18 protein-coding genes and 1 pseudogene are annotated in these 23133 nt (G+C 54.1%); 9 read left to right on the forward strand and 10 right to left on the reverse strand.

Going from position 1 to position 23133, the window contains the following annotated elements; all coding sequences use genetic code 11:
* Positions 1-63: 63 nt before the first annotated feature.
* A complete protein-coding gene (locus JQR86_RS22015) occupies positions 64-1866 on the reverse strand; it encodes a glycoside hydrolase family 15 protein (RefSeq protein WP_434155050.1) in 1803 nt (600 codons plus the stop codon).
* 11 nt (positions 1867-1877) lie between these two features.
* Complete coding sequence (locus JQR86_RS22020; RefSeq protein WP_074829320.1) at positions 1878-2771, reverse strand: SDR family oxidoreductase; 894 nt, start codon at positions 2769-2771, stop codon at positions 1878-1880.
* Between the two features lie 453 nt (positions 2772-3224).
* Between JQR86_RS22020 and JQR86_RS22025 the strand changes: the two genes are divergently transcribed.
* On the forward strand, positions 3225-3554 hold the full coding sequence (locus JQR86_RS22025) for a DUF2809 domain-containing protein (protein WP_434155479.1): 330 nt from the start codon (positions 3225-3227) through the stop codon (positions 3552-3554).
* Between the two features lie 23 nt (positions 3555-3577).
* Here JQR86_RS22025 and JQR86_RS22030 read toward each other — a convergent pair whose 3' ends face one another.
* Positions 3578-3958: a c-type cytochrome gene (locus JQR86_RS22030; protein WP_074829311.1), complete on the reverse strand. Its 381-nt coding sequence runs from the start codon at positions 3956-3958 to the stop codon at positions 3578-3580.
* A gap of 274 nt (positions 3959-4232) precedes the next feature.
* On the opposite strand from JQR86_RS22030, the gene JQR86_RS22035 reads away from it, so the two are divergent.
* Together JQR86_RS22035 and JQR86_RS22040 are read left to right on the forward strand one after the other, a co-directional pair.
* Positions 4233-4457, forward strand: a complete 225-nt coding sequence (locus tag JQR86_RS22035; RefSeq protein ID WP_404628363.1) for a curlin repeat-containing protein — start codon at positions 4233-4235, stop codon at positions 4455-4457.
* A gap of 18 nt (positions 4458-4475) precedes the next feature.
* Positions 4476-5591, forward strand: coding sequence for a hypothetical protein (locus JQR86_RS22040; RefSeq protein WP_434155052.1), 1116 nt, complete (start codon positions 4476-4478; stop codon positions 5589-5591).
* Between the two features lie 125 nt (positions 5592-5716).
* Here the strand turns inward: JQR86_RS22040 and JQR86_RS22045 are convergent, their stop codons facing one another.
* Together JQR86_RS22045 and JQR86_RS22050 are read right to left on the reverse strand one after the other, a co-directional pair.
* Complete coding sequence (locus JQR86_RS22045; protein WP_434155053.1) at positions 5717-6916, reverse strand: N-acetylmuramoyl-L-alanine amidase; 1200 nt, start codon at positions 6914-6916, stop codon at positions 5717-5719.
* 830 nt (positions 6917-7746) lie between these two features.
* Positions 7747-10140, reverse strand: a complete 2394-nt coding sequence (locus JQR86_RS22050) for a TonB-dependent siderophore receptor (protein ID WP_434155055.1) — start codon at positions 10138-10140, stop codon at positions 7747-7749.
* A gap of 256 nt (positions 10141-10396) precedes the next feature.
* Here JQR86_RS22050 and JQR86_RS22055 point away from each other — a divergent pair, with 256 nt between their 5' ends.
* Both JQR86_RS22055 and JQR86_RS22060 read left to right on the forward strand, forming a co-directional pair.
* Positions 10397-10573, forward strand: a complete 177-nt coding sequence (locus tag JQR86_RS22055; RefSeq protein ID WP_167517189.1) for a hypothetical protein — start codon at positions 10397-10399, stop codon at positions 10571-10573.
* Positions 10574-10648: 75 nt separating this feature from the next.
* On the forward strand, positions 10649-10804 hold the full coding sequence (locus tag JQR86_RS22060; protein ID WP_159435118.1) for a hypothetical protein: 156 nt from the start codon (positions 10649-10651) through the stop codon (positions 10802-10804).
* A 69-nt stretch (positions 10805-10873) separates the two neighbouring features.
* Here the strand turns inward: JQR86_RS22060 and JQR86_RS22065 are convergent, their stop codons facing one another.
* From JQR86_RS22065 to JQR86_RS22075, 3 genes are all read right to left on the reverse strand, one after another.
* Complete coding sequence (locus JQR86_RS22065; protein WP_434155056.1) at positions 10874-11494, reverse strand: LysE family translocator; 621 nt, start codon at positions 11492-11494, stop codon at positions 10874-10876.
* Positions 11495-11682: 188 nt separating this feature from the next.
* Entirely contained in the window at positions 11683-12270 is a 588-nt protein-coding gene (locus JQR86_RS22070; protein ID WP_434155480.1) for a glutathione S-transferase family protein, read from the reverse strand.
* Positions 12270-12695: a VOC family protein gene (locus JQR86_RS22075; protein WP_434155058.1), complete on the reverse strand. Its 426-nt coding sequence runs from the start codon at positions 12693-12695 to the stop codon at positions 12270-12272. The genes JQR86_RS22070 and JQR86_RS22075 overlap by 1 nt, the downstream gene beginning before the upstream one ends.
* 114 nt (positions 12696-12809) lie before the next feature.
* Between JQR86_RS22075 and JQR86_RS22080 the strand changes: the two genes are divergently transcribed.
* The 4 genes and pseudogenes from JQR86_RS22080 (at position 12810) to JQR86_RS22095 (ending at position 18734) form a co-directional block, all read left to right on the forward strand.
* The gene (locus tag JQR86_RS22080; RefSeq protein WP_434155060.1) at positions 12810-13718 is read left to right on the forward strand and encodes a LysR family transcriptional regulator; all 909 of its coding nucleotides are present in this window, start codon (positions 12810-12812) and stop codon (positions 13716-13718) included.
* Positions 13719-14534: 816 nt separating this feature from the next.
* The gene (locus JQR86_RS22085) at positions 14535-17582 is read left to right on the forward strand and encodes an ATP-binding protein (protein WP_434155062.1); all 3048 of its coding nucleotides are present in this window, start codon (positions 14535-14537) and stop codon (positions 17580-17582) included.
* A 158-nt stretch (positions 17583-17740) separates the two neighbouring features.
* Positions 17741-17959 (forward strand): annotated as a pseudogene (locus tag JQR86_RS22090) (aldolase); the annotation flags it as partial.
* A 112-nt stretch (positions 17960-18071) separates the two neighbouring features.
* Positions 18072-18734 (forward strand): HAD-IA family hydrolase, encoded by a 663-nt coding sequence (locus JQR86_RS22095; protein WP_010798637.1) that lies wholly within the window; start codon positions 18072-18074, stop codon positions 18732-18734.
* Positions 18735-18820: 86 nt separating this feature from the next.
* On the opposite strand, the gene JQR86_RS22100 is transcribed toward JQR86_RS22095, so the two are convergent.
* Both JQR86_RS22100 and JQR86_RS22105 read right to left on the reverse strand, forming a co-directional pair.
* The gene (locus JQR86_RS22100) at positions 18821-21040 is read right to left on the reverse strand and encodes a beta-glucosidase (protein WP_434155065.1); all 2220 of its coding nucleotides are present in this window, start codon (positions 21038-21040) and stop codon (positions 18821-18823) included.
* Positions 21041-21431: 391 nt separating this feature from the next.
* Positions 21432-23066 carry an APC family permease gene (locus JQR86_RS22105; protein ID WP_434155066.1) on the reverse strand — a complete coding sequence of 545 codons (1635 nt, stop codon included), beginning with the start codon at positions 23064-23066 and terminating at the stop codon, positions 21432-21434.
* Positions 23067-23133: the final 67 nt, after the last annotated feature.

The following is a 23133-nucleotide window of genomic DNA, read 5'->3' on the forward strand; positions in this document are numbered from 1 at the left end:
TATTCCCAATCCCTAGCATCGTCTGTCTGCGCTCATTAGAGAGGTTTTGTTAACCGCTCTTACTCAGGACTCGGTCTTGGCAGGGTCATCAACGGCCAGAATGGCATGGATCATGGCAAGATGACTTAAACCTTGAGGGAAGTTGCCCAGTGCTTCGCCGGTCTGGGGGTCCATCATCTCAGTCATCAACCCCACCCCGTTGGTTGATACCTTCAGCACGTCCTCCATCAATGCCTTGGCGCGCTCGTTGTCACCCAGCACAGCATAAGCTTCAACCAGCCAGAACGAACAGGCCAGAAACGCGCCCTCTTCTTTCTCCGCACCGCTATAGCGATACACCAGCGGGCCGCGCGCCAGTTCACGATGGATTGCTTCACATGTAGTAATCAACCGCTGCTTGCTTTCAAAGCCGAAGCGAATGGCAAGCAAGAGGCCGGCGTCCAGCTTGTCAGTACCGGCATAGAAGGTATAAGCCTGCTTGGCCTCGGACCAGCAATGTTCATTAATCCAGTCACGAATACGATCACGCTCACGCTCCCAGCGCTTTTGCATCGTATCGGGAATGTGACCCTTTTCTGCCAACTTGACTGCTCGATCCAAGGCAAACCAGCAGCCTAACTTGGACATGGTGTAATGCTGCTCTTCTTCCAGCTCCCACATCCCGGCGTCCTTGCAATGCCATTGATCAGCGCAGAGATTGGCCAGCTCGACCAGCATTCCGGCGGTATTAAAATCCAGGATATGACCGCCCTCCACATACATGAGGATGGTTTCTAAAAGATCGCCATACAGGCTCAGCTGGCATTGATAACTTGCTCGGTTGCCTACTCGAACAGGGCTAGACTTTCGATAGCCCGGCACATTGATCACCCGTTCTTCCGGCGCCTTATCGCCCTCCAGAGTAAAGCAGGTATGTAGACGATGGCCGTGCCAGCGGATGACGTTCTGCAACCACGCCAGCGCAGCCTGTGCTTCTGCCATGGCACCAATGCGCAGGAATGCTTTGATGGTAAACACCGCATCTCGTACCCATGCATAGCGGTACTCGTAATTCTTGTTGCCTCCCAATCTTTCAGGCAGCCCACACGTAGGTGCCGCCACGATAGCGCCACTTGGCGAATACAAGAGAAGTTTTAGCGCGAGAGCCGAACGAATGACTGCTTCCTTGAACACCCCCTGGTATTGCAGGCTTTCAGCCCATTCCCGCCACGCCATGTCACTGCGATCAATACGCTTGTCGACTTCCTCAAGTGTTGGCACAGCCAACGGCTCATTCTCGGCCGCCATCAGCGCCAATACGGTACGCTCCCCTTGTTTCAACGTAACGTGTGCACGCACCAGCCGGTCGGTACATTCATCAATCACCACCTCATCGCCGTAGCACAGCATGGCCATCAGACCATCGATATGCATCACTTCACCGTTCGGTGTCTGGCGAATCCACGGTGAGATGGTCTGGCCTCGCGTACCAGGCACTAACTCGATACTAAGCGTTACCTCACCCTGTACGCCCTCAATACGTCGCCCTAGCTCGGACCAGGGCAACCGGCCAGCAGATCCACTGTTAAGCGACTCGGTCAGGCGGACCTGACCCGAGTCGGTCTCAAACAACGTTTCCAGTACATTGCTGCTTTGCAGATAGGCACGTTGGGCTGTGTACGGTTGGACAGGGGTAATCGAAAAATAACCACCGCTGGGCGCATCCAGCAGACGATCAAACAGAGGGGGTGAGTCCATATTGGGGGCACACCACCAATCGATGGAGCCGTCAGCCGCTACCAGGGCAACCGAGCGGCCATCACTTAACGCAGCATAATTTTCCAGGGGTGCGTACCCCTCAATGCGGTGCGTCTCGAACGTCTGCATGATGCGATCCGTCAGGCCATGCCGCCGGTTGCGCCGTATACTTCACCCGTCACATAGCTGGACTCCTGGGAAGCCAGAATGACGTAGATCGGAGCCAGCTCTGCCGGTTGGCCAGGCCGCTTGAAGACGGTCTCGCTGCCAAACGACGGAATCTTCTCTTGAGGCTGGCCGCCGCTGGGCTGAAGTGGAGTCCAGAAGGGTCCGGGTGCTACCGCATTGACGCGGATACCCTTGGAAATGACCTGTTTGGCCAACGCCTTGGTAAAGGCAGTGATCGCCGCTTTAGTAGGCGCGTAATCCAATAGGGTTTCCGACGGTTGCACGGCCTGAATGGACGTGGTGTTGATAATAGCGGCACCGGCCGGCATATGCGGAATTGCCGCCTTGCATAGCCAGAACAGCGCATACACATTGGTCTTGTAAGTGGCGTCGAATTGATCAGTGGTCAAATTGGCGATGTCTTCAACGGCTGTCTGCTTACCTGCCACGTTGACTAGAATATCCAGTCCACCCAGTGCATCCTTGGCTTTGCCAATCAATTCATTGCAAAAGGCCTCGCTTTTCAGATCGCCCGGAACGCAAACCGCTTTACGACCTTCCGCTTCGATCAGTTGTACAACTTCTTTCGCATCCGCCTCTTCTTCAGGCAAATAATTCAGCACGATGTCGGCTCCCTCGCGCGCATAAGCGATCGCCGTTGCTCGTCCGATACCCGAGTCCGCGCCGGTAATAAGCGCCTTGCGGCCCGCAAGACGTCCAAATCCCTTGTAACTGGTTTCACCGTGGTCAGGGCGTGGCTGCATGTCCTGAGCGAGACCGGGCGGATTTTGCGGCTGCTTCGGAAATTCTGGCTGGGGATATTGGGTCAGGGGATTCTGCATGGTGTACTGGTTATCAGTAGGCATAAAATAGTCCTCTCGTCAGTGACGCCGCGATGAAAAGATGAAGGCGGCTTGGATAAGGACAGCGGACGTGTCCAAGTGCTGTCTAAAAATGGGAAAGCCTGACTGCGGAGATGGTTCCATCCGATTTTGGATCGAACTTAATGCATTAAGTGCTTGACGATCCTAAGTGGACGTAATGTGACGAGAGAGATATGAAATAAAAAGCGGTCTGAAGCTTTAAAATCGTCCCGCAAAAGATATTTAGAAAAATTCACCAGCCTTTAGCTGGCTCGTCCACAGGATGGGTTTGCTACAGCATATTCCTACCAGTAATCGAGACTACATAAAATTACTCTCAACTCATTACGCGCTCCTGCTGACTGCGCCCAAAGGAACCGTAACAGACTCCATCTTGGTCTAGCCCTTTGTGCTGTAATAGCGCTCGGGCTAACCTCTCGCCAGTTTCCTATCATCATTCCTGACGCTCTTGGAAAATACCCAGGCGATGCGCTTTGGGCGCTCATGATCCTTACAGGTCTGGCTTTGATCGCGCGCCGCGCCAATGCTGTATGCCTGGCGGTAACAGCGTTTGGTATTTCATGTGCCGTGGAGGCAACGCAGCTTTACCAGGCGCCCTGGATCAATGCGATTCGCTACCATCCGCTAGGCCATCTTGCCTTGGGCACTACGTTTTCCTGGATGGATATCGTTGCTTACGGTATCGGCATATTGGCGGGCGTTTTGATCGATGGCCTGGCCAGACTCACAGTAAAGGCTAGCCACTCACTCAAAGCAGACGCCTGAAATGATTCTGGCGCAGCAAGCGCTTACTGTCCTTTGTTCTGGAAGGTCGCAAGATAGGCAAGCAGGTCGGCAATCTGCTGCTCATTACTCATTCCCCAGAAACGCATCTTTGTGCCGGGTACGACCTTGTCCGGATCCTTTAAGTAGGCAGCGAGGGTTTCCTCATTCCAGACAATTCCTGACGCTTTCATGGCCTCGGAATAGTTGAAGTCTTCAGTAGCCCCTGCCTTGCGTCCGAAAATAGCGTTGAGTTCGGGGCCGAACGAGCCCCTGGCATAGGTCCCCACCTTATGACAGTTACCACACCAGGACGTAAAATACTTTTTCCCTGCTGTTGCGTCACCGGCACCATAGGCGACTCCGTGCACCAGCAAGGCCAACGTCATTAACACCCAGTTTCGCATGTCTTCTCCCGAATACGATTAGCGACGCCTGACGATCATTATGCCTATGTAATACAGCCACGTTCATTGATATGAAACGTAATGACCAACCATGGCCAGAAGTCAAGGCCTGCACTCTCCTACTTTGCATAACGTCATCGCTCAGCTGACAAGTGCTCCTGCTTGTCAGCGCTTCAGGACCAATGGCTTTGCCAGCCTGTTGAAGGTGGTCTATAGGTTCCTCTCTCGGTCTTGTGACTGACTGAGCCCTAATGGACACACAAGGAAAGTTATCATGTTCAAGCTCACCCCCCTGGCGCTTATCGTCCTTGCCTCGTTCAGCAGCCTTGTCGTAGCTGAAAACAACCGCGCCACACAAACGCAGAGTGGATTCGACAATGAGGCTTCCCTGGAGCAGCGTGGCGACGGTAATAACGCGACACAGGAGCAGCTGTTAGCAGACCACCAGAGCTCAACCGTTATACAAACGGGCAATAACAATGACGCCGACGTACTGTAACAAGCCTCTGGCCATAGAATGACGCTTGACCAGACGGGTAATGGCAATAGCGCTGCTGTCCATCAAGCTACCGCCGGGAGTGGAAGCGAGGCTTCGATCCTGCAGGTTGGCGATACCAATATTGTCACTGTAAACCAGCAGGGCGGTGACTCTGGTTACGACGCCACCTTATACCAGGAGGGCAACAACAATACTCACACGATCGAGCAAGCAGGCGATGGGCGCGCCACGTTGACAGCCAATACCCTGGGTAACGGCAACACGATTAATGCATTACAACGAACGGGTGTATCGGCCAGCCTTACTCAGCTAGGTGAAAATAATCAGATCACACTTGAGCAGAGCGGTTATAGCAATAACAGAGAGGGAGACAACGCTTCTGTAGTGCAAAATGGCGATGCGAATGTACTTACTTTGAATCAACTGGGTTACAACCCAGGTAAAACCGCCACGCTGTCTCAGGAAGGCAACAATAACCTGTACACGATCGATCAAATCGACGATGGCGTAACAACATTGGTGGCGAATACCCTGGGTAACGGAAATACCATTACGGCGCTTCAGGAAAAAGGCAAATCAGCCACGCTTTCCCAACAAGGCGATAACAATCAGATCGCACTGGCCCAACGTGGTGGCCCGATGGAAGCTGATGTAAGTGTTGTGCAAAACGGCAACGAAAACAGCGCAACAGTTGATCAGTCAACAGGGAGTCGTTATGGCGCTTATTCCACCCGCCTGGCTCAAGAGGGAGATGCCAACACTGCTTCCCTCACTCAAGGAGGCGGCCTGAACGTGATAGACGTCGCCCAGGACGGTAACGGAAACGAGCTGACCGTCGACCAAAACACAATAGCCAGGACCCTCATTGGCCGATCTACCGGCACTCGCAACCAGGCAAGCATCAGCCAGGAAACATCCATTACCACCCTGTATTTCTCGCAGGAAGGAGACGCCAATCAGCTCACTGTCGATCAGGCTGGCATCAATAGCCAGGCACGTGTCGACCAGTTTGGTACTGCCAATGGAGTCTTTATTTCCCAACGCGGACCTACGGAGTTATTTACCGGGCCGGCTAATTCAGCAACGGTCATGCAGAGCGGAGCAGGTAACACCGCTACGCTTTATCAACAATGAGCGGTGTGGGTCCTGATAAAGCAATAAGCAGGGCGGCCTGTTCGGTATCGCTCCTTGCTCAGCGTTCTTGACTCCTCGGGACTTGGTTGGACTGACTGGCTTATTTCCAGTCAGTCCAAATCAACTCATGCCGTTGCGGCTGTCTTCTGATCTGCAAGGTAAGTCCCCACCGGTGGCCGCTGGCTGAAGTAGGTGTGTACCCCATGAAATATACGATCAGCGACTACTTGCTGGTGACGGGGATTGAGCAATCGTTTGCTGTCCTGAGCATTGCTCATGAACCCCGTTTCTACCAGAATCGACGGGATGTCAGGTGACTTGAGCACAGCAAAACCAGCTTGCTGGACCTGCTTCTGATGTATCTTCGCAACGGTACCCAGACTCGTTAGTACGCTGTGTCCCAGATCCAGGCTCGAAGCAATGGTAGTGCTCATGGACATGTCCAGAATAACGTTGGCGAGGTCTGGATCCTTGTCTTGCAGAGGCAGGCTATTGGTTCCAACAAGATCGGCATCGTTCTCCCGCTTCGCCATCCAGCGAGCCATAGCAGACGTCGCACCGCTGCTGGAAAGCGCAAAGACAGAAGCCCCACGGGCACGGCGATTAGGTGCTGCATCGGCATGGACCGAGATAAACATGTCGGCGTCATACTGGTGAGCGATGTCCACGCGCTTGCGCAGTGGAACGAAAATATCCTCGGTCCGTACCAGCTTGGCCTTGTAGCCTTTCTCCTTATTGATCCGCTTGGCTAGATTATGAGCAATCGCCAGGGCGACCTTTTTTTCATAGGCACCTTTAGCACTGATGCATCCAGGGTCCTTGCCACCATGACCAGCATCTACGACAACCACCAGATCACGGCCGGGACGCTTCTTGGCGCGAGCTATCGATGCCGCATGCGCTACTTGTGTGGTTGCAGGCCCCATTGGGTGAAGGTCAAACACCAGTCGATCACCAAAGGAGCCGGACGGGCCAAGCACCAGGCTGTCGAGTTTTACTGGCTGCTTCAGTTCGAGGACGATACGGCTGCCTGTCGTACCATGGGCTCCACCCCGAATCGTTTTGATTGCTGAGCCGGTAACATCCAATTTTGAAACATTGGTGGCTAACGTCGTATTAGGTAAGTCGATGACCAATCGATGAGGTGAGTCGAGCGTGAACGTGCGATAGTGGCTCGGGCCATTGAGATCCAGTACCAGGCGAAAGCGACCAGCGGTACGTGATGCCCTTACGGAACGTACCTCACTTGAAGCGGCAAAGGCGTTGGGAAAGGCTGGCAGCGTCAGCCCTGCCAGGATGAAGTTTAGAAGGTGACGACGGTTCATAACTACAACACATTTCGGCGAAACAATTTGTAACCATATAACATATCGAACTGGCAGACCAAGGTTACGGTGGGCACAATGCGCTATATTCCTGATTTATCGATCCGTCATTTACTGGAAGGCCCACTTCTTATATTTACGTGGTAGCATCGGAACGCCAGGTGCTCTAGAGTCGGGCTGTTATAAAGGGAATAGTCTGCCTAAACCATTCTGCCGCGCGTAACGTTCCGAATGGATAGTTATGTGCCCACAGTTAGATGTACGTATCTCTCAAATTGAGACGTTAGCTAATCTCATCTTCATCAATCACACACTAGTGACCCTAAATAGCCACTAACTGAGAGGTATTCCAGCGGGGTCGTTTCTGATCTGGGCTGTAACACTGTGGAGTACCGCCCTACTCTACTGATCTGCCTTGCGACAGTTATACAGTTACCAACGCAACGATTAGGTGGATGGCAAGATACTTTTAAATAACTTTTCTCGGCCAAGCGCCTAGCGGTCAGAGACGCTTTATTTGCGATACAGAATTGCCGTGCCGTTATTCCCATGAAATAACGGCACGGCAAGCGACTGATATTCAGTCCAGAACCGCGCTATGCATCCCTTATGGAGGCATGCTGAAAACCGTCGCTTAGCGCGCGGCTCGTCACTACATCAACGCAAGGCCGAGACTTGCCATAGCGCTGCACCCATGGAGCTGACAAACCAGACGCGCTTAGTCACCGCCTGGTTTGTTCGTTATCGATATCACCTAATCGGCCTATCAATCCAAAGAACGCTAAACAGTCCTATGGGCTGGAAACTCTTTTCCAGCCCATAGAGACGCGTTACAAGCTCCACCTTAAACTGAACATGACGTTACGCGGGTCACCATAGACACCTGTACCGCTGGAGTTAGGTATGCCTTGCCAGTACTTTTCATCAAACACATTGTTCAGGTTTACCTGACCATCCCAATGTTCATTGAATTGATAGCCCGCCATAAGCCCGACCACAGCATATGAATCCTGAACGGCGCGACCGGTACCAACACGGTTATAGGTTTTGCTCTGGGCAAGCACATCTGCACCAATGCGCCAGTCGCTCAGCGCTCCGGTCAAGCGATAGGTAGTAGCCGCTTTGAACAAGTGCTTGGGTTGCTCAGGGGCAAACAAGGTACCCTTATTATAGGTTTGATCTTTCACGTATTGGCTGAGCACCAAGGTGTAGGAGGCCGAAATGTCCCAGTTGGGCGTCAAGGCACCTGACAGCTCGGTATCAATACCGCGGCTACGCACCTCTCCTGCCGCTTCATAACAGGTACGGTTCTGGTTTCGGCAAAGCGTAGGCTGATCTGGCACTGCGTATGCCCGGTTCTGCTGGGTCATATCGAACACCGCGATGGAGGCGTTCAGATTACCCTCCATGTACTCGCCCTTTAGACCGATCTCGTAGCTTTCCCCCGTCATCGGCTCAAGCGTGGATCCACCCAAGTCCTGCTCGGTCTGCGGCTTGAAAATCTCGGTGTAGCTGGCATAGACCGAGTAGGTGTCATTCAAGTCATAGATGACCCCCGCATAGGGCGTCACCTCTCGGGTTACCGTGTAATCCCCGGTATCGCTCGCACGGTTATCGTAGTCGTACCATGTCACGCGACTACCCAGGATAACGTGCAGCGGATCAATGGGATTAAACCGGGCAACACCGTAAACAGCTTTTTCCGTTGCCGTATTCTTGCTCGAATAGGGAAGCCGGTTGCTCAGGCTGGGCTTGGCAATGACACCGGGATCAAAGTTGTAGATATCAACCGGCGTTGCTGTCGGCCAGTACCCTCCTTTTTGATCAAACCGCTCTTGCCGGCGGCTGGCGCCCAATGCCAGTTCATGCTCGCGTCCAAACAACGTGAACGGGCCAGATACGGTTGCGTCCAGGTTAGTCTGTACGTCCTTGCTGTGGTATTGACCGGAAGACTGCGTGTAGGCATTACCCACCGGGGGATTAAGGTAACTGGATAAGGTATTCGATTCCGCCCAGATTCGAGCAGCTGCCAGCCTGGCACTCCAACCGTTGTCGAAACGGTGGGTGACATCGGTGAAGGCGGTAATGTTATCCCGATCCCAATATGCCCAGTCGTTACTAAGAAAGGTCGACCGCGACAGGTGCAGATTTTCCCCATTAGGTCCGGCGGGCAGGCTTCCCCAGTCCGATACGGCATCGTCGCGCTGTTTTGAGGCTCCCAGAGTCCAGGTGGTGGCGTCGCTGAGATCGGCTTCGAGGATACCGTAAAAGGTCTGCCGCTGCTTTTCTCGCTCATCAACAAAGCTGCCATCGTCTTCATAGGCTGCGACCACGCGCCCACGCAACGTACCACTTTCGTTCAGCTTGTTGGATGCGTCCAGCTGGGTACGGTAACGGTCCCAGCTGCCAGCGCTGGTGGTGATACTGACTTGCGGAGTAGCGGTGGGACGCTTGCGCACCAGATTCAATGTCGCTGAAGGGCTGCCAGCGCCAGTCATCAGGCCTGTAGCACCGCGCACGACTTCCACGCGGTCATAGATGGCAAGATCAGCGCCGCTGATGGTATCGAGCGTAAACGTGCTAATGCTAGTGGGCAAGCCATCGTACATCAGGTTGTCGATGGTGAATCCACGCGCGAGAAACTGCTGGCGGTCTCCACCGAGTTTACGCAGTTGTATGCCGGGTGCGTATTTGACGATGTCATTGAGTTCATTAAGGGCCTGGTCGTCGATACGCTGGCGCGTCATTACACTTACCGATTGAGGCGTCTCGCGTATCGACAGAGGCAACTTGGTAGACGTACTCATGCTACCTGTCGTGTAGGAGCCGGACCCTTCTGTTGCAGCTATATCGCTGGTAATACTGCCTGAGCCCTCCGCTACTACCTGAGTGATACCCAGCTGCGCCACTTCCTCACCCGCAGCCGATCCTGCCTCGGCAATAGTCAGCACGTTACCCTGAATACTGCCTACCAGATCACTCCCGGCCAACAGCGCCTGTAGTGCCACTGCAGGCTCCATCTGGCCCCGTACGGCAGGCGCTGTCTTGCCGGCCACTGCTGCCGAAGTATAAGAAACCTGAAGACCACTGGCCTGGCCCAGTTGTCTCAACGCATTTGCCAAGGGCTGGGACGCAAGATCAACTGTGATCGGGGCGGCAAGTACTGTACCGGTAGTCAACAGCGAAACGGTGAACACCAACGGCCGCAGGGGAAACGCTTTCATTATTCAGAAGTCCTTGAAAAGTGCGAGCACCGCTATACCAGGCCGAACGATGTCGAACTGGGACGTTTTGTACATATGAAAAACGGCGTACAGGCAAAACTGGCAAGATGCTATAAAAGTGACCTATCAATGTAAATGATAAATATTAACAATTAATAATCAATTACAGACATATAACGAATGCCATGGTGACTTCATGTTGTCCATGTAGTGGAAAAACGCTTGAAAAATCGCTAATCGACATTGGATCTACGTCATGATGACCAATGCAAAAAGGCATGAATGCGTATGGTTTGAAGTAACGGAAGGATTATTCTGGCCGCAGGCGGGCGAGTTGCCGGTTATATCCGCTGGTGCGAGATTGGCTTGTGACTCCAATCAGATAGAGGAACGGCAGTTGGACCTTAACGATGCCACAACAAAGCCGGTTTGAGATAAATGCCAAGCGCCTGTCGACGCAACGCCTGACCTTGTCTTTGTTTCGCTCGTTGTCTCTGCCCTGACAATTATGGAATGTTGGCAGGTATGGACAGGCTACAACGAAGCGCTTGAGCAAGCCGAAGCCAATACATTCAACCTGACTCGCTCGATTGCGCAGCATGCAGAAAACAGTATCAAAGAAGTCGATACCCTGATCATAGGTGCCTCTGCTTTGTTTCAGTAGCTTAGAACACAATAGACGAGATCTAGCCTCAAGAAAGGCTACCTAGTAAGCCGCTAAAATTAGAGACTTTCAGCGCTTGCTGAGCGCTAGGCGGGCGGCAAAGAGGAGGAAAACGCCCCCAGTAAGTCGGTCCATCCACTGGATCACTTTTTCACGACGTAAAATCTGGGCCAATGGGCGAGTCGCACCGATCAACGCCATGGACCAGATGAATCCAATCACCACGTGAATGCTTACCAGGCCAAAGGTCCAGAGGATCAAGGAGTGTCCCTGAGGAATGAATTGAGGCAGGAAGGAGACGTAGAAAATTCCAACTTTAGGATTCAATACGTTGCCCAGCATCCCTTTGAGAAACCAGTTCGTGTTCTGCACGCGGGTAGTGTCGTTGGCGGCCATTGAACTGCGGGGCCGCACAATCATATTCAAGCCCAGCCAGCACAGGTAGGCAGCGCCACAATACTTGAGCACATCATAAGCCAGCTCGGATACGGCAATTAAAGCCCCAAGGCCAAAGGCAACGGCGGCGCCCCAGATCAAACACCCCGCATTGATGCCCAGTGCTGCCCGGATGGCCTGCGCTCTTCCCTCAACAGCCGCTGTGCGTAACACCAGGGCAGTATCAAGCCCTGGCGTTACTGTAAGTAAGGTAGCAGCCAAGGTAAACGCAACGACGTTATCAATGATGGGCATGGCTCAAAGAACGGTAGAGATGAAAACCAAACCTTAGCGCGTTTTAGCGTAACCCGACCATACCGCACGTGGAGTAATTCCTTTTCTGGAGCGCAACACTCTGTCATTACGCTGTGTTGCGCCCCTGCTTGACTAACCGATCCTCAAAGGCAAACTCCTGCCTCATAGGTGCCACGCTCATAGATTGATCAAGGCTTTTGCAAATAGCCGGGCAGCGCTTCCAGCCGCCTGATCCACCGTGCGACATGATTATAAGGTTCTAGATCCACATCGCCTTCTGGCGCCAGCACGACGTAAGGATAGACCGCGCAATCTGCGATGGTGGGGCGGCCCATTGCAAGCCAGTCGTTGTGTTCCAGATGCTTGTCGAGTAGCGAGAGCGTCACCACCGCTTTCTCAAGCGCCTGCGATTTATCCAGGTCGTAGCCAAATTTCTGCACCAGCCGTGCAGCACATACGCTGTGCTGCACTTCATTGGCAGCAAACGAGAGCCACTGAACGATCTCGGCTTGGCCTTGCGGATGCGCTGGCCACCATGCCAAACCACCATATACACCCGCCAGATAGACCAGAATGGCCTGCGAGTCTCTGACGACCTGCTTGCCGTCTTCCAGGATAGGTAACTGGCCCAACGGATTCAGCTCCGACAGCGGCGGCTGCTTGTGTGCTCCGCTCAGAAAATCCACTGGCACACGTTCAAGCTCAATATTGGCCAATGACGCAAAAAGCCTCACCTTGTAGCAGTTTCCGGAAGCCTCCAGATCATACAGTTTCATCATGCATCCCCTTCAACAAGCTGATTGAACTCGAGAACGTTGCCATCGGGATCGCGGATAAACAGCGCGACGCGTCTAGGACCAATAGGATGCGGCCCTTCCGTAATCATGATCCCCTGCTCGTTCAACCACCTCTGGAGTGCCTCAAGGTCATCTACAATAAAGGCAGGATGAGTCATACCCGGCATCTTTATCGGTTCATCCAGTAAAACATTGTGAGCATGGGGTATACGGGTCCCGTTAAAGATCAGGTTTATACGAACCCCATCAGGGCTGAGCATCTCATTGGCCTCATACCGAGGAAAATGTGCGCTCTCCATAAATCCGAGGGCCTGATAAAACGATATCGCTCGGTTTTTATCACTGACACGAATCCCGATGTGGTCGTATGAGAGAATGCGAGCAGGACTTGGTTGCTGGTTCATAGGTTGCACCTCCGGTTGACATCAGGCGTTCTAGTTTCTGCTGATCCATCCGTTTCACCTATGCCGTGAACCTGAGAAGACTTATGCAGTAATTGCACAGATAAAGGCGCAGCAATGGACAAGCTCAAGGCGATGGCCAATTTCATTCGGATAGTGGAAAACGGCAGCCTGAGTTCAGCGGCAGAGGCAACCGGCCAGTCGGTGGCGTCGCTTGTACGCTCACTGGCGGCCCTGGAGCGTCATCTGGGGGTTCGGCTATTGAACCGCAGTACGCGCCGTATGGCCCTTACTGTCGAGGGTGAGGAGTATCTTGCCTGGAGTCAGCGGATGCTGGCTGATGTCGACGACATGGAGCAGCGCCTGGAAGCTCGCGATGGCGTAGTTAGAGGTGTGCTCCGGCTAACGGCGCCTGTCGAATTCGGACAACGCTACGTTGCACCTGTCCTAAACGACTTTCTTAAGGAGCATGAAGAGGCAAGCGCCGAACTGACGTTAAGCGACGAGATCCTCCCGCTGCTGGATGAGCGCCTCGATCTTGCCCTGCGGATCGGCCATCTTCGTGACTCGACCATGATCGCACGGAGAATAGGAGGTACCCGCCTCGTTACCTGTGCCAGCCCTGATTACCTTCGCGCCTCACCTGTCATTGATAACCCAGGCTCATTGCGTGAACATGCTTGCATCCTGTTGTCATCACAAGGCCGGCACTGGTACTACCGGCACAACGGAAAGGAGCTAGCCGAATCCATCACATCTCGGCTGGTCTGCAACCAGGTTAGAGCAGCCACCCTCGCCTGCCTGCAAGGCTTGGGCATCACACGGCTGATGCATTATCAGGTTGCCGATGAGCTTGCTGAGGGTCGTTTGATCAGAGTCCTCGAATCGTTCGAACCTGCGGACCTGCCCATTCATCTGGTCTATCCGCACGCCCTGCAGCTTTCGCCCCGTGTGCGCGCCTTCGTGGACTGGGCTTGCCCGCAGCTGGAAAAACGTACACCTGATCCGCGGGTACGCCGCCTGTAAAAACCAGGCGGCCTCAGGTTTTTACACTTTCAAACACGCAGAATCAGAGGCATAACATAACGCTACCTGCTCAAGCGATACGCCTTGTTGTCCATACACTATTGAGTTTGGAGCTCGGCCTTGCAAAAAGGACAGAGCCAGGCAAGCGAGTCGCTCTCCGGATGAAGCGAATAAATACAAGCCCGGAGCTCACCGCACTCTTCGCACTCGACACGACGGTTCAGTTGGTCATCGTCATCATCAGGCATGCCAGACATAAGAACATCCATTTAATATGAGTCGGTTGTTACTAGAGGCAGACAGCATGGAATTCAGGACGGCCTCATGTCCTGAAGGCTTTTCTAGAGCCAATCAAGCCAGCCGACACTAGTAAAAAGGTAAAACGCGTAAAAGGGAATAGCCGTTTGCCACCTTGATACTGCGCTTATCAAGCCAAGCCGTCTATTACCAAGAGGTATTAAAGAAGGTATAAGGTGGGGCTCAAGGCTGCGAAGATTGAAATGCTGTGCAAGCTACCAGTGGCCATCCATCCCGCAAATAGTTTTCATCTAGGTAATAGACTCCTGCTCGACTAGCTTTCCCTTCTATTGCATGCTCCGCTGCCTGTTTCCATCGCACCCCTTCGTAGAGAATGGCCGCCTGTGCTTCAGAAAAAGGAGTCGTGTATTTCTACCTCTTCGAATAGCTTGTATATGGCCGGATGATCAAAAGCACCGGCCGCTGCGCTAGATGTCGTATCATAAAAGGGCTTCGTCTAGTCAGCCTTGGCTGGAATGCTCGTGCGCAGCAGGCTTTACCTTTGTTGAGGATCTACCCTTGGCTTTACCCGGCAAGCCCACCCCCAAGGTTCGTCTACGCAGACGTCTTCTGACGCTTTCATTGGCAGGCATTGCGCCAATTGCGCTGATTGCCGGGCTTGGTCTGGTGGCCATCATTCATGAGCAGAAGTCGATAGCCGAGCAGCGGAGCCTCGAGGCCACGCGCCTGACAGCAACGGCAGTAGACGTTGAAATTAACCGCTCGCTGGACCTGCTACAAACCCTTTCGCAGTCTCCTTTTCTCGATGATGGCAACCTCGACAGCTATCAGGAATTGGTCCGCCGTGTCGTCCCGCTGGTGCCTGGTTGGAAAACCGTCATTATTGCCACACCGGATGGTCAGGTACTGAGAAGGATTACCGCCCATCATGTGAGTGCAGACGGCCCGTTGGCAGAACCGGAAAGTTTTATGCAGGTCGTAAGCACTCTCAAACCTGCGATCGGCCAGTTGGCGGCAGGCCCCTCAGGCACATTGGCCATCCCCCTGCGTATGCCGGTCATGCGCAATGGCAAGCTGGTTTATGTCTTAACGGCGGTGCTCAAGCCTGAGGTGATCTCTAACGTTATCAACCTTCGACGTCTGCCCAGCGATTGGGTCGCCACCGTAGTCGATGCCAATGGGCGCCGCATTGCGCGTACGCGCGACCATGAGAAAACCTTGGGCAAACCTGCTGCCCCTTCACTGATGGCAATGGTCAAGCAGAACACAAACGAAGGCAGCGGGCTGACACAGACGGTAGAAGGTATAAGGGTATATTCCGCCTATGTGCATTTGAAGCAGAGCGGATGGTTTGTCGCAACGGGCATTCCCGCACACGATATTGCCAAGGGGGCCCTCAAGGCGTTTGCCATTTATGGTGGAGGCCTTCTGTTGTCCCTGATTGTCGCGCTGTTGGCCACACGATATGCCTCGCGCCGCATCAATAACCCGATGCGCGCCTTGCGGCATGCTGCATTGGCCATGGGTCAGAACCAGGCACCTCATCTACCGGAAACCGAGATTCGAGAGATCGATGACGTGGCCCAGGCGCTGATCACATCGGCGGCGGCACGCCAGGAGAGCGAGCACCAACGTGACCTTTTAGTATCACGCCTGCAAAAAGCCCAGACGGCTCTTTCACAGCAAGTCGAAGATTTGGAAGGACTCTATGCACTCAGTCAAAGCCTGCTGCAGTTATCGTCGCTGCACGACCAGTTAAGTGCGATTCTGAACTTGGTCTGCGAGCTGCTGAACGCACCTGGAGGGTTCATCGGTTTGGAAGGTACAGCACCAGCGCTCGATCGGCTGGTCAGCAAAGGAATATCAGATGCTGCCCTACCGGTGTCATGTCTCCATGATCAGGTGCAGGGCAACCTGGTAGAGCACTCAAGCCGGCTGCGCGCTGAGGGTTTCAGAACGCATCACGATGTAACGATACGGCGTGATGGTCAGGACACACTGGGCTGGCTAACGGTGCTGTTCAGAGAGACCCATGAGCTTTCACCACGGGAGATTCGGCTGGTCGAGATCTGCGCAGCGACAGCTGCCCTCTTTATAGATCGCGCCAGCCAACAGGAAAAAGCCCGGCGCTCCGAACAGCAACTTCACGTAGCGCTTAACTCTTCAGCTATTCCCTTCGCCATTCTCTCTCCTGCTACAGAGGCACAAACATCGGCTGAAGACTTCACCCTGGTCTATATCAATGACGCTGGGGCGACGGCCCTACGCTCCCGTGCAGCGGCGCTTACAGACAAGCCCGTTAGCGGAGTGCTGTCTGGTTGGGCGCAGGGCGACATCTATCATGCGCTACGTGAAACAATGATCAGCGGCGAGCCTAGATCGCTCGAGTCGCTGGTACAAACGAGCACCTGCAAGGGCTGGTTCCATATCGTAGCCACGCCGTTCCAGAACAATATTGCTGTCTGGTTTGCCGATATCAGTGAGCGCAAACTTCAGGAGCAGCAGCTTCGCGAGGCTGATCGCCAGAAAGACGAGTTCCTGGCGACATTGGCCCATGAATTGAGAAACCCGCTGGCGCCTATTCGTCAGGCAGTCAGCCTGCTGGAAACAGGTCAAATCAGCGAAGAGCAGCGCCGGTGGAGCCAGGACGTCATCAAGCGTCAGGTGACCCATATGGGGATGCTACTGGACGATCTGCTTGATGTTTCCCGGATAACCCGCGGCAAGATCGAACTGCGTAAGCAGCCCACGCAGCTAGCCTCTGTGATACGTGCCGCCGTCGAAACGACTAAGCCTCTGTTCGAGACGAAGGGGCACACGCTGACTGTCGAGCTCCCTTCAGACTCTGTCGCTCTGAATGTGGACCCGTTACGACTGGAACAGATTCTGATCAACCTGTTGAGCAACGCAGCCAAATATACACCCCAGAAAGGTCGGATTACGGTTACCACAGCCCTTAATGGCAACAAGGCCTGCATCACTGTTTCAGATAATGGGATTGGCATTGAGCCTGACGCCCTGGCCTCCCTGTTCGAGATGTTTGTACAGGTTCCCAGATCCAGCGAAGAAACCAATAGCGGATTGGGTATTGGATTGGCACTGGCTCAATCCCTGGCTCAACTGCATGACGGCACGCTTACTGTTGCTAGTGAGGGCTCAGGCAAGGGCGCCTGCTTCACCCTCAGCCTGCCTTATGATGAGACGCTGGAGGCACCGCACGACGTCGTCTCAGCGCCTGCCGTCTCGACAGCGGCACATCGCCGCATCGTAGTTGCCGATGACAACCCTGACATAGCGGAAACCATGGCCGAGCTACTGCGCCTGGAAGACCATGAGGTCTCATTAGCCTACAACGGCTTTCAGGCGCTGGAGCTGTTCAAAACGCTCAAGCCCGACGTGATGCTGCTGGATGTAGGTATGCCCGGCATGACGGGGCATCAGGTCGCTCAGGCTATTCGGGCATTGCCGGAGGGCAGACACACGCTGCTTATCGCGATCACGGGCTGGGGACAGGATCAGGACAAGGAAAAGGCCCTGCAGGCCGGCTTCGACTACCACTTTACCAAGCCGGTAAGCATTGCTGATATTTATGCCCTGCTCCAATAGCCAGACGTTAACTGAAAAGAATGCATGGCTCATAGCATGACACTTTCAAACCCAGCTCTGAAGCACCGGCGGGCCATATCGCATCGAAGGGTCACCATCGACGAGACGCTCCATGGCCTTGCTCTGGGTTGTCATGAGAAAGGCTGAATAGCAGTGCCATCGCAGAAGCCTGGGGTGACTTGTATTACCTGGAGCGGTCAGCGAAGGTACAGATACGCGCAATGAGCACAGCCAGGTAGGCTCCTTGCTCGCGTGGCCCTGCGATCATACGTAAGACCGCCGAGCAGATGCGCGAAGGCGACCTGGAAAGCGCTCGTCTGCACCTCACCAGCATCAAGCGGACTCTGGATCACCATGGACCTAACTATGCAACGTAGTAGGAGTAGATCCCGCTCCGGCGATGCAGAGCGGAACACACTTACTGACGCACCGGGGACGGGTTCGGTACTATGCGGTACGCCACTCATTCACTTATCCCGAGAGCTACGGATGACATTGCCCACGCGACCCTATTCTGCCTTTCTTTTTGATATGGATGGCACACTGCTGACCAGCATCGCCTCCGCTGAGCGTGCCTGGACGCAGTGGGCATTGGGTCATGGCCTTGACCCGGCTGACCTTATTGCCGTCATGCATGGCGTACGCGCCGTGGAAACCGTTCGCCGTTTTGCGCCACCCGGCGCGGACATTGAGGCAGAGACGCGGGCCATTACCGAGGCCGAGATAGCCGACACCTCGGATGTAAGGGAAATTGCGGGAGCGGCAGCCTTTCTTGCCAGCCTGCCGGAAGGCCGCTGGGCACTAGTGACCTCAGCCTCACGTCGTCTGGCTGAGGCACGCCTTGCCGCTGCGGGTATGGCGCTGCCTGCCGTCATCATTTCGTCTGAGGACGTTGAGCATGGCAAGCCCGCCCCTGACTGCTTCCTGGCAGGCGCCAAAGCCCTTGGGGTCGATATCAGTGAGTGTCTGGTATTTGAGGATACTCATGCAGGCATTACGGCGGCGCAGGCTGCTGGCGCCGATGTAGTGGTCATTACGGCCACTCACAAAACACCACTGGATGTCGCCCATCCTGGCCTTGCGCACTACGCGGACGTGCGTATCGAGCATGAGGCGGAAGGCCGGTTCCGGCTGGTTACGGCGAGCAATTGAGATAACAGGGCAGGCCTCTAGATGTCATTGTCAGGCCTACCCGTAACTGGCAGGCGCGCCGCAGCACAGGCTACGGCGCTTACCTTTTAGGGTGCCAGATAACGCTCGTCGAGCCGTACTCGCACCTTGTGCGGACGATCCATTGCATTAGCGCCTGCACTTACGTTGTAACTCCCTGCATGGATATGCCAGCTGTTGAACCGCTCATCGAACCGGGCAACCAGACGCGGATCAACCGTCACTTTTACCCGCTTGGTATGCCCTGGCTTGAGCTCAACGCGATCCCAGCCTACCAGGCGACTCGTGAATCCGTTTTTCCTGGATGGGTTTTCGATATAGAACTGCGGCGTATCGATACCCTTAACCCGCCCACGGTTGGTGACGTCCATGCTCAGCACCAGCTTGCTGCCACGTGTTTCGGCATTGAGGTTACTGTATTTGAACTGGGTATAGGACAGTCCATAGCCGAACGGAAATAGCGGCTTCTTGCCCTCTCGCTCATACCATTTGTAGCCCACGTCAGCACCTTCAATGTTGTAGTTCTCTGAGAAAAACTCCTCAGGTACTACAAAGGGACTGGAGGTTGTAGTTGAAGGGTCACGCATGGTAGGCCGTGGCAGTTGGCTTTCATCCTGGGGAAAGGTAACCGGCAAACGACCAGATGGGTTGACACTGCCAAACAGGACACCCGCAATGGCCTCACCGCCTTTGGCTCCAGAATACCAGGCCTCCAGTACTGCTGGCACTCGGTTGAGCCAAGGCATCTTTACGGGTCCGCCTGTCTCAAGCACAACGGTTGTTTTTGGGTTGGCCTTAGCAACCACCTCAATTAAGGCATCCTGATTATCAGGCAGGCTTAAATCAGGAACATCGACTCCCTCGGTTGCCCATTGCTGAGCGAAGACGATAACGGCATCTGCGCCTTTGGCCAGTCTGGCCGCCCGCTGAATATCCTCTCCGCTGTCATAGACCACCTGAGCGCGTGGCGCTTCGGCCTGGATGGCCTTCAACGGTGATGAGGGATGATAAACCTGGCTGACATAATCAGAACCCGCCGGCAGAACCAGGCTTCCGATGGGTGTCACCTGGGCAGAGCCGCCACCTGATAAAACACCGGCATCCGCATGGCTACCTATCACAACGATACGTCTTAACGTACGTGAGAGCGGTAACTGATTACGGTCGTTTTTCAGAAGTACGATACCCTGCTCTGCCGTCGCCTTAGCCACCTTGGCATGAGCCTTGAAGTTTATGTCGGTCAGCTTGGGCGGATGATCAACCGCGCCCACAGCAAACAGGCTGCGCACCACGCGCATGGCCATATCATCCAGCCGCTCCTGGGATACACGTCCTTCCTGCACAGCCTGCTTCAAAGGCTCGCCAAAGTAGATGACTGGGTCCAAATTTTCACCGGACTCCTGATCCAGTCCTGCAAGTGCTGCTTTCTCAGTACTGGCAGTAGCGCCCCAGTCGGACATGACCCAGCCCTTGTACTTCCAGTCACCCTTCAAGACCTGATTGATGAGAAAGGCATTTTCCGAGGTATAGGTGCCGTTGTATTGGTTATAGGAAGTCATCACCGAGCCCGGCTGACCTTTTTCGATAGCCAGCTCGAAGGCCAGGAGATCGGACTCACGTGCGGCCCCTTCCTTGATATCGGAGCTCACCGCCACGCGGCCCGTCTCCTGAGCGTTCAAGGCATAGTGCTTGATCGTCGAGACAACGTGCTTACTCTGTATCCCTTTGATGGAGTAGCCTCCCATGATGCCTGCCAGTAGAGGATCCTCTCCCACATTCTCGAAGTTACGACCACTGCGGGGTTCCCGAACCAGATTGACGCCGCCAGCCAACATGACATTGATACCCTTGGCGTGTGCTTCGGTGCCGATAACCTTGCCACCTCGGTAAGCCAAATCAGGGTCAAATGTAGCAGCCAGCATCATGCTGGAAGGCAAGGCCGTGGCATTGTCGTTTGGGCGAATGTTTGAAGGATTGGCCACACCCATGCTGGCGTCACTTTCCTGCAACGCAGGGATGCCAAGGCGAGGAACCCCAGGAGCATAGCCTGCCGAGCCGACAGCTCCGTCAGGCTTGGGCGTATTGCCGATTGGAAACGGAAAGCCCACCTGGGTGTGCAAGAGCGAAATCTTTTCGTCGATGGTCATCGCCTTGACAGCAGCTTCGGCACGACGGTCTGCTGAATCTTTATGGTCAGTTGAGTAGGCCGCCCAACCATGCTCAACGTTAAATAAAGCAGCACCCACTATTGCAAGCGAAAAACAACTACGCAGGTTTGTTATTTTCATGTCTTATCCCGAGCCGAGCGATTACTTTCTTATTGAATGTGCTTGGGATGTATCACTGCTCAAAGACCTACCCTAAACACGTTTGTCCGGAGCGTAATGAATAGGATATAGGGAATAGATGACGATGACGCCGAGCCCTCACTGATCCTTGAATTCAATCCTTCTTCTCTGTCCTTGATCGATACTCAACCGGTCGGCTCAGCTTACGTTTCTTTAACACACCGCTCTTCCGTCTAGAGGCTGAAAGGCCCTCCTCCTTCTAGCCGAGGAGAGCCGGCCGGCGTGACCAACCGGGAGACAAAGGACAGGATAACCAGGCGATCAAATCCATGATGCTGCTTATAACGCTCAGGCAATACAGGTGCGGTACCTTACAGAGGCTCAGCATCAACTACCGTAACGGCATGACAGGAATATTCTTAGACGGGCCGTGTTCTTCGACGACTGCCGCGCCCGCATTCGATTCATCGCTGTCCAGGTCCACTAGATGCGAAGGCACTCCGCTAGCGGCGCCCCAGTAGTAGATGACCAGCGCAAACAAGGCTATGACTGCGATGTCGTAGGGATGGGTCAGCCAACCAGTGCCACCAAAGCTTCCCTGGTAGGAAAGGCCAATCATTCCAGCATAAAACGCAACCAACCAGGCCGCGCTCTTTATCTGCTGCTTCAGGCTTACGTCACGAGTCGGCGCCCACTTTCCACAGAACACATAGATCAGCGCCATTACCATTTGCAGCCCCAGCAGCCAGACTATGGTACTCCAGGCGGACCAGTAAACGATAAGCGCCGCAACCATGAATGAAACCGGCCCGATTACTCCGAACGCCCGGACCTTGAAAGGACGTGGCAAGTCAGGCGCGTTACGGCGTAAGGCTGCCACTGAAAGTGGTGCGATGGCATAGCTCAGAACCAGCGCTACCGATACCACATTGATCATGGCCTCCCAGGAGGGAAACGGCAGTGTCCAGAGCAGCGATAGCCCGAATGTCAACCACAGCGCTGGTCGAGGAATGCCCGACTCGGTGTCGACCTTGGTAAAGAGCTTAAACAGTGTTCCGCTCTTGGCCCAAGCATAAACGACCCTGGGAGAGGCGTTCATATAGATATTTCCGCATCCAGTGGGTGAAATTACCGCATCACATACCACCAGAAAAGCCAGCCAGCCCATGCCAAGCAGAATCGCAATATCCCTGAAGGGAAGACTCATTTCCTGGCTGACCGCTTGCCATCCCTTGCTTAACAGTTCGGCAGGAACACTTCCCAGAAAGGCTATCTGCAACAAGACATAGATCAACGTAGAAAACAGAACCGATAGGATCAGTGCAATCGGTATGGTTTTCTGCGGATTATTCACTTCGCTTGCAACCGAGATGATCGGTGTCAGGCCCAGATAAGCAAAAATGATCCCACCTGCCGAAACCGCCATTTCAATCCCTGAAAGCCCAAAAGGCACAAACCCTTGTGCGCTAAAGTTCTCAGGTTTGAAAAACGCAAACAGCACCACGATTACCGCCAGCGGCACAAAGAACTTGAACACACTGATAAAGTTGTTCGCTCTTGCAAACGTCTTGACGCTTGAATAGTTGAGCTTGAAGAAGAGACATAATAACGCGAATTGAACCAGCCATCCGAGTAGTGTTGGACTACCCCCTTGCACCTGGGTGAGGCTGGGAAACCAGGCAGACGCATATTGGCGCGCAGCAACGACTTCGATGGCTACAAGGCTCGTGAAAGCAATCACCGTGATCGAGCCCATGAGGTACCCCATCAGCGGTCCGTGGGAATATACCGGATACCGGATGATCCCTCCGGTTCTTGGCAGAGCAGCACCCAGCTCACAATAGACAATGCCCAGCAGCAGCACAGCAAAGCCACCAATAAGCCAAGACAGAATTCCGGCCGGCCCTGCGATGGAGGACACGTGACTGGCCGCAAAGAGCCAGCCGGAGCCAAAGGTTCCGCCCAACCCTATGAGGGTCAGATCGACAAGTGACAGGTTCCGCTTGAATCTACCCTGAGAAGGCATAGTTATTACCCTTTATAAGTTTTATAGGCAGGTGTTGAAACGCAACGGTGTTATGGTTGCGAGGGCG

The sequence above is a fragment of the Pseudomonas sp. JZ134 genome, assembly GCF_051027695.1.
In the GTDB taxonomy this organism is placed as follows: domain Bacteria; phylum Pseudomonadota; class Gammaproteobacteria; order Pseudomonadales; family Pseudomonadaceae; genus Chryseomonas; species Chryseomonas luteola.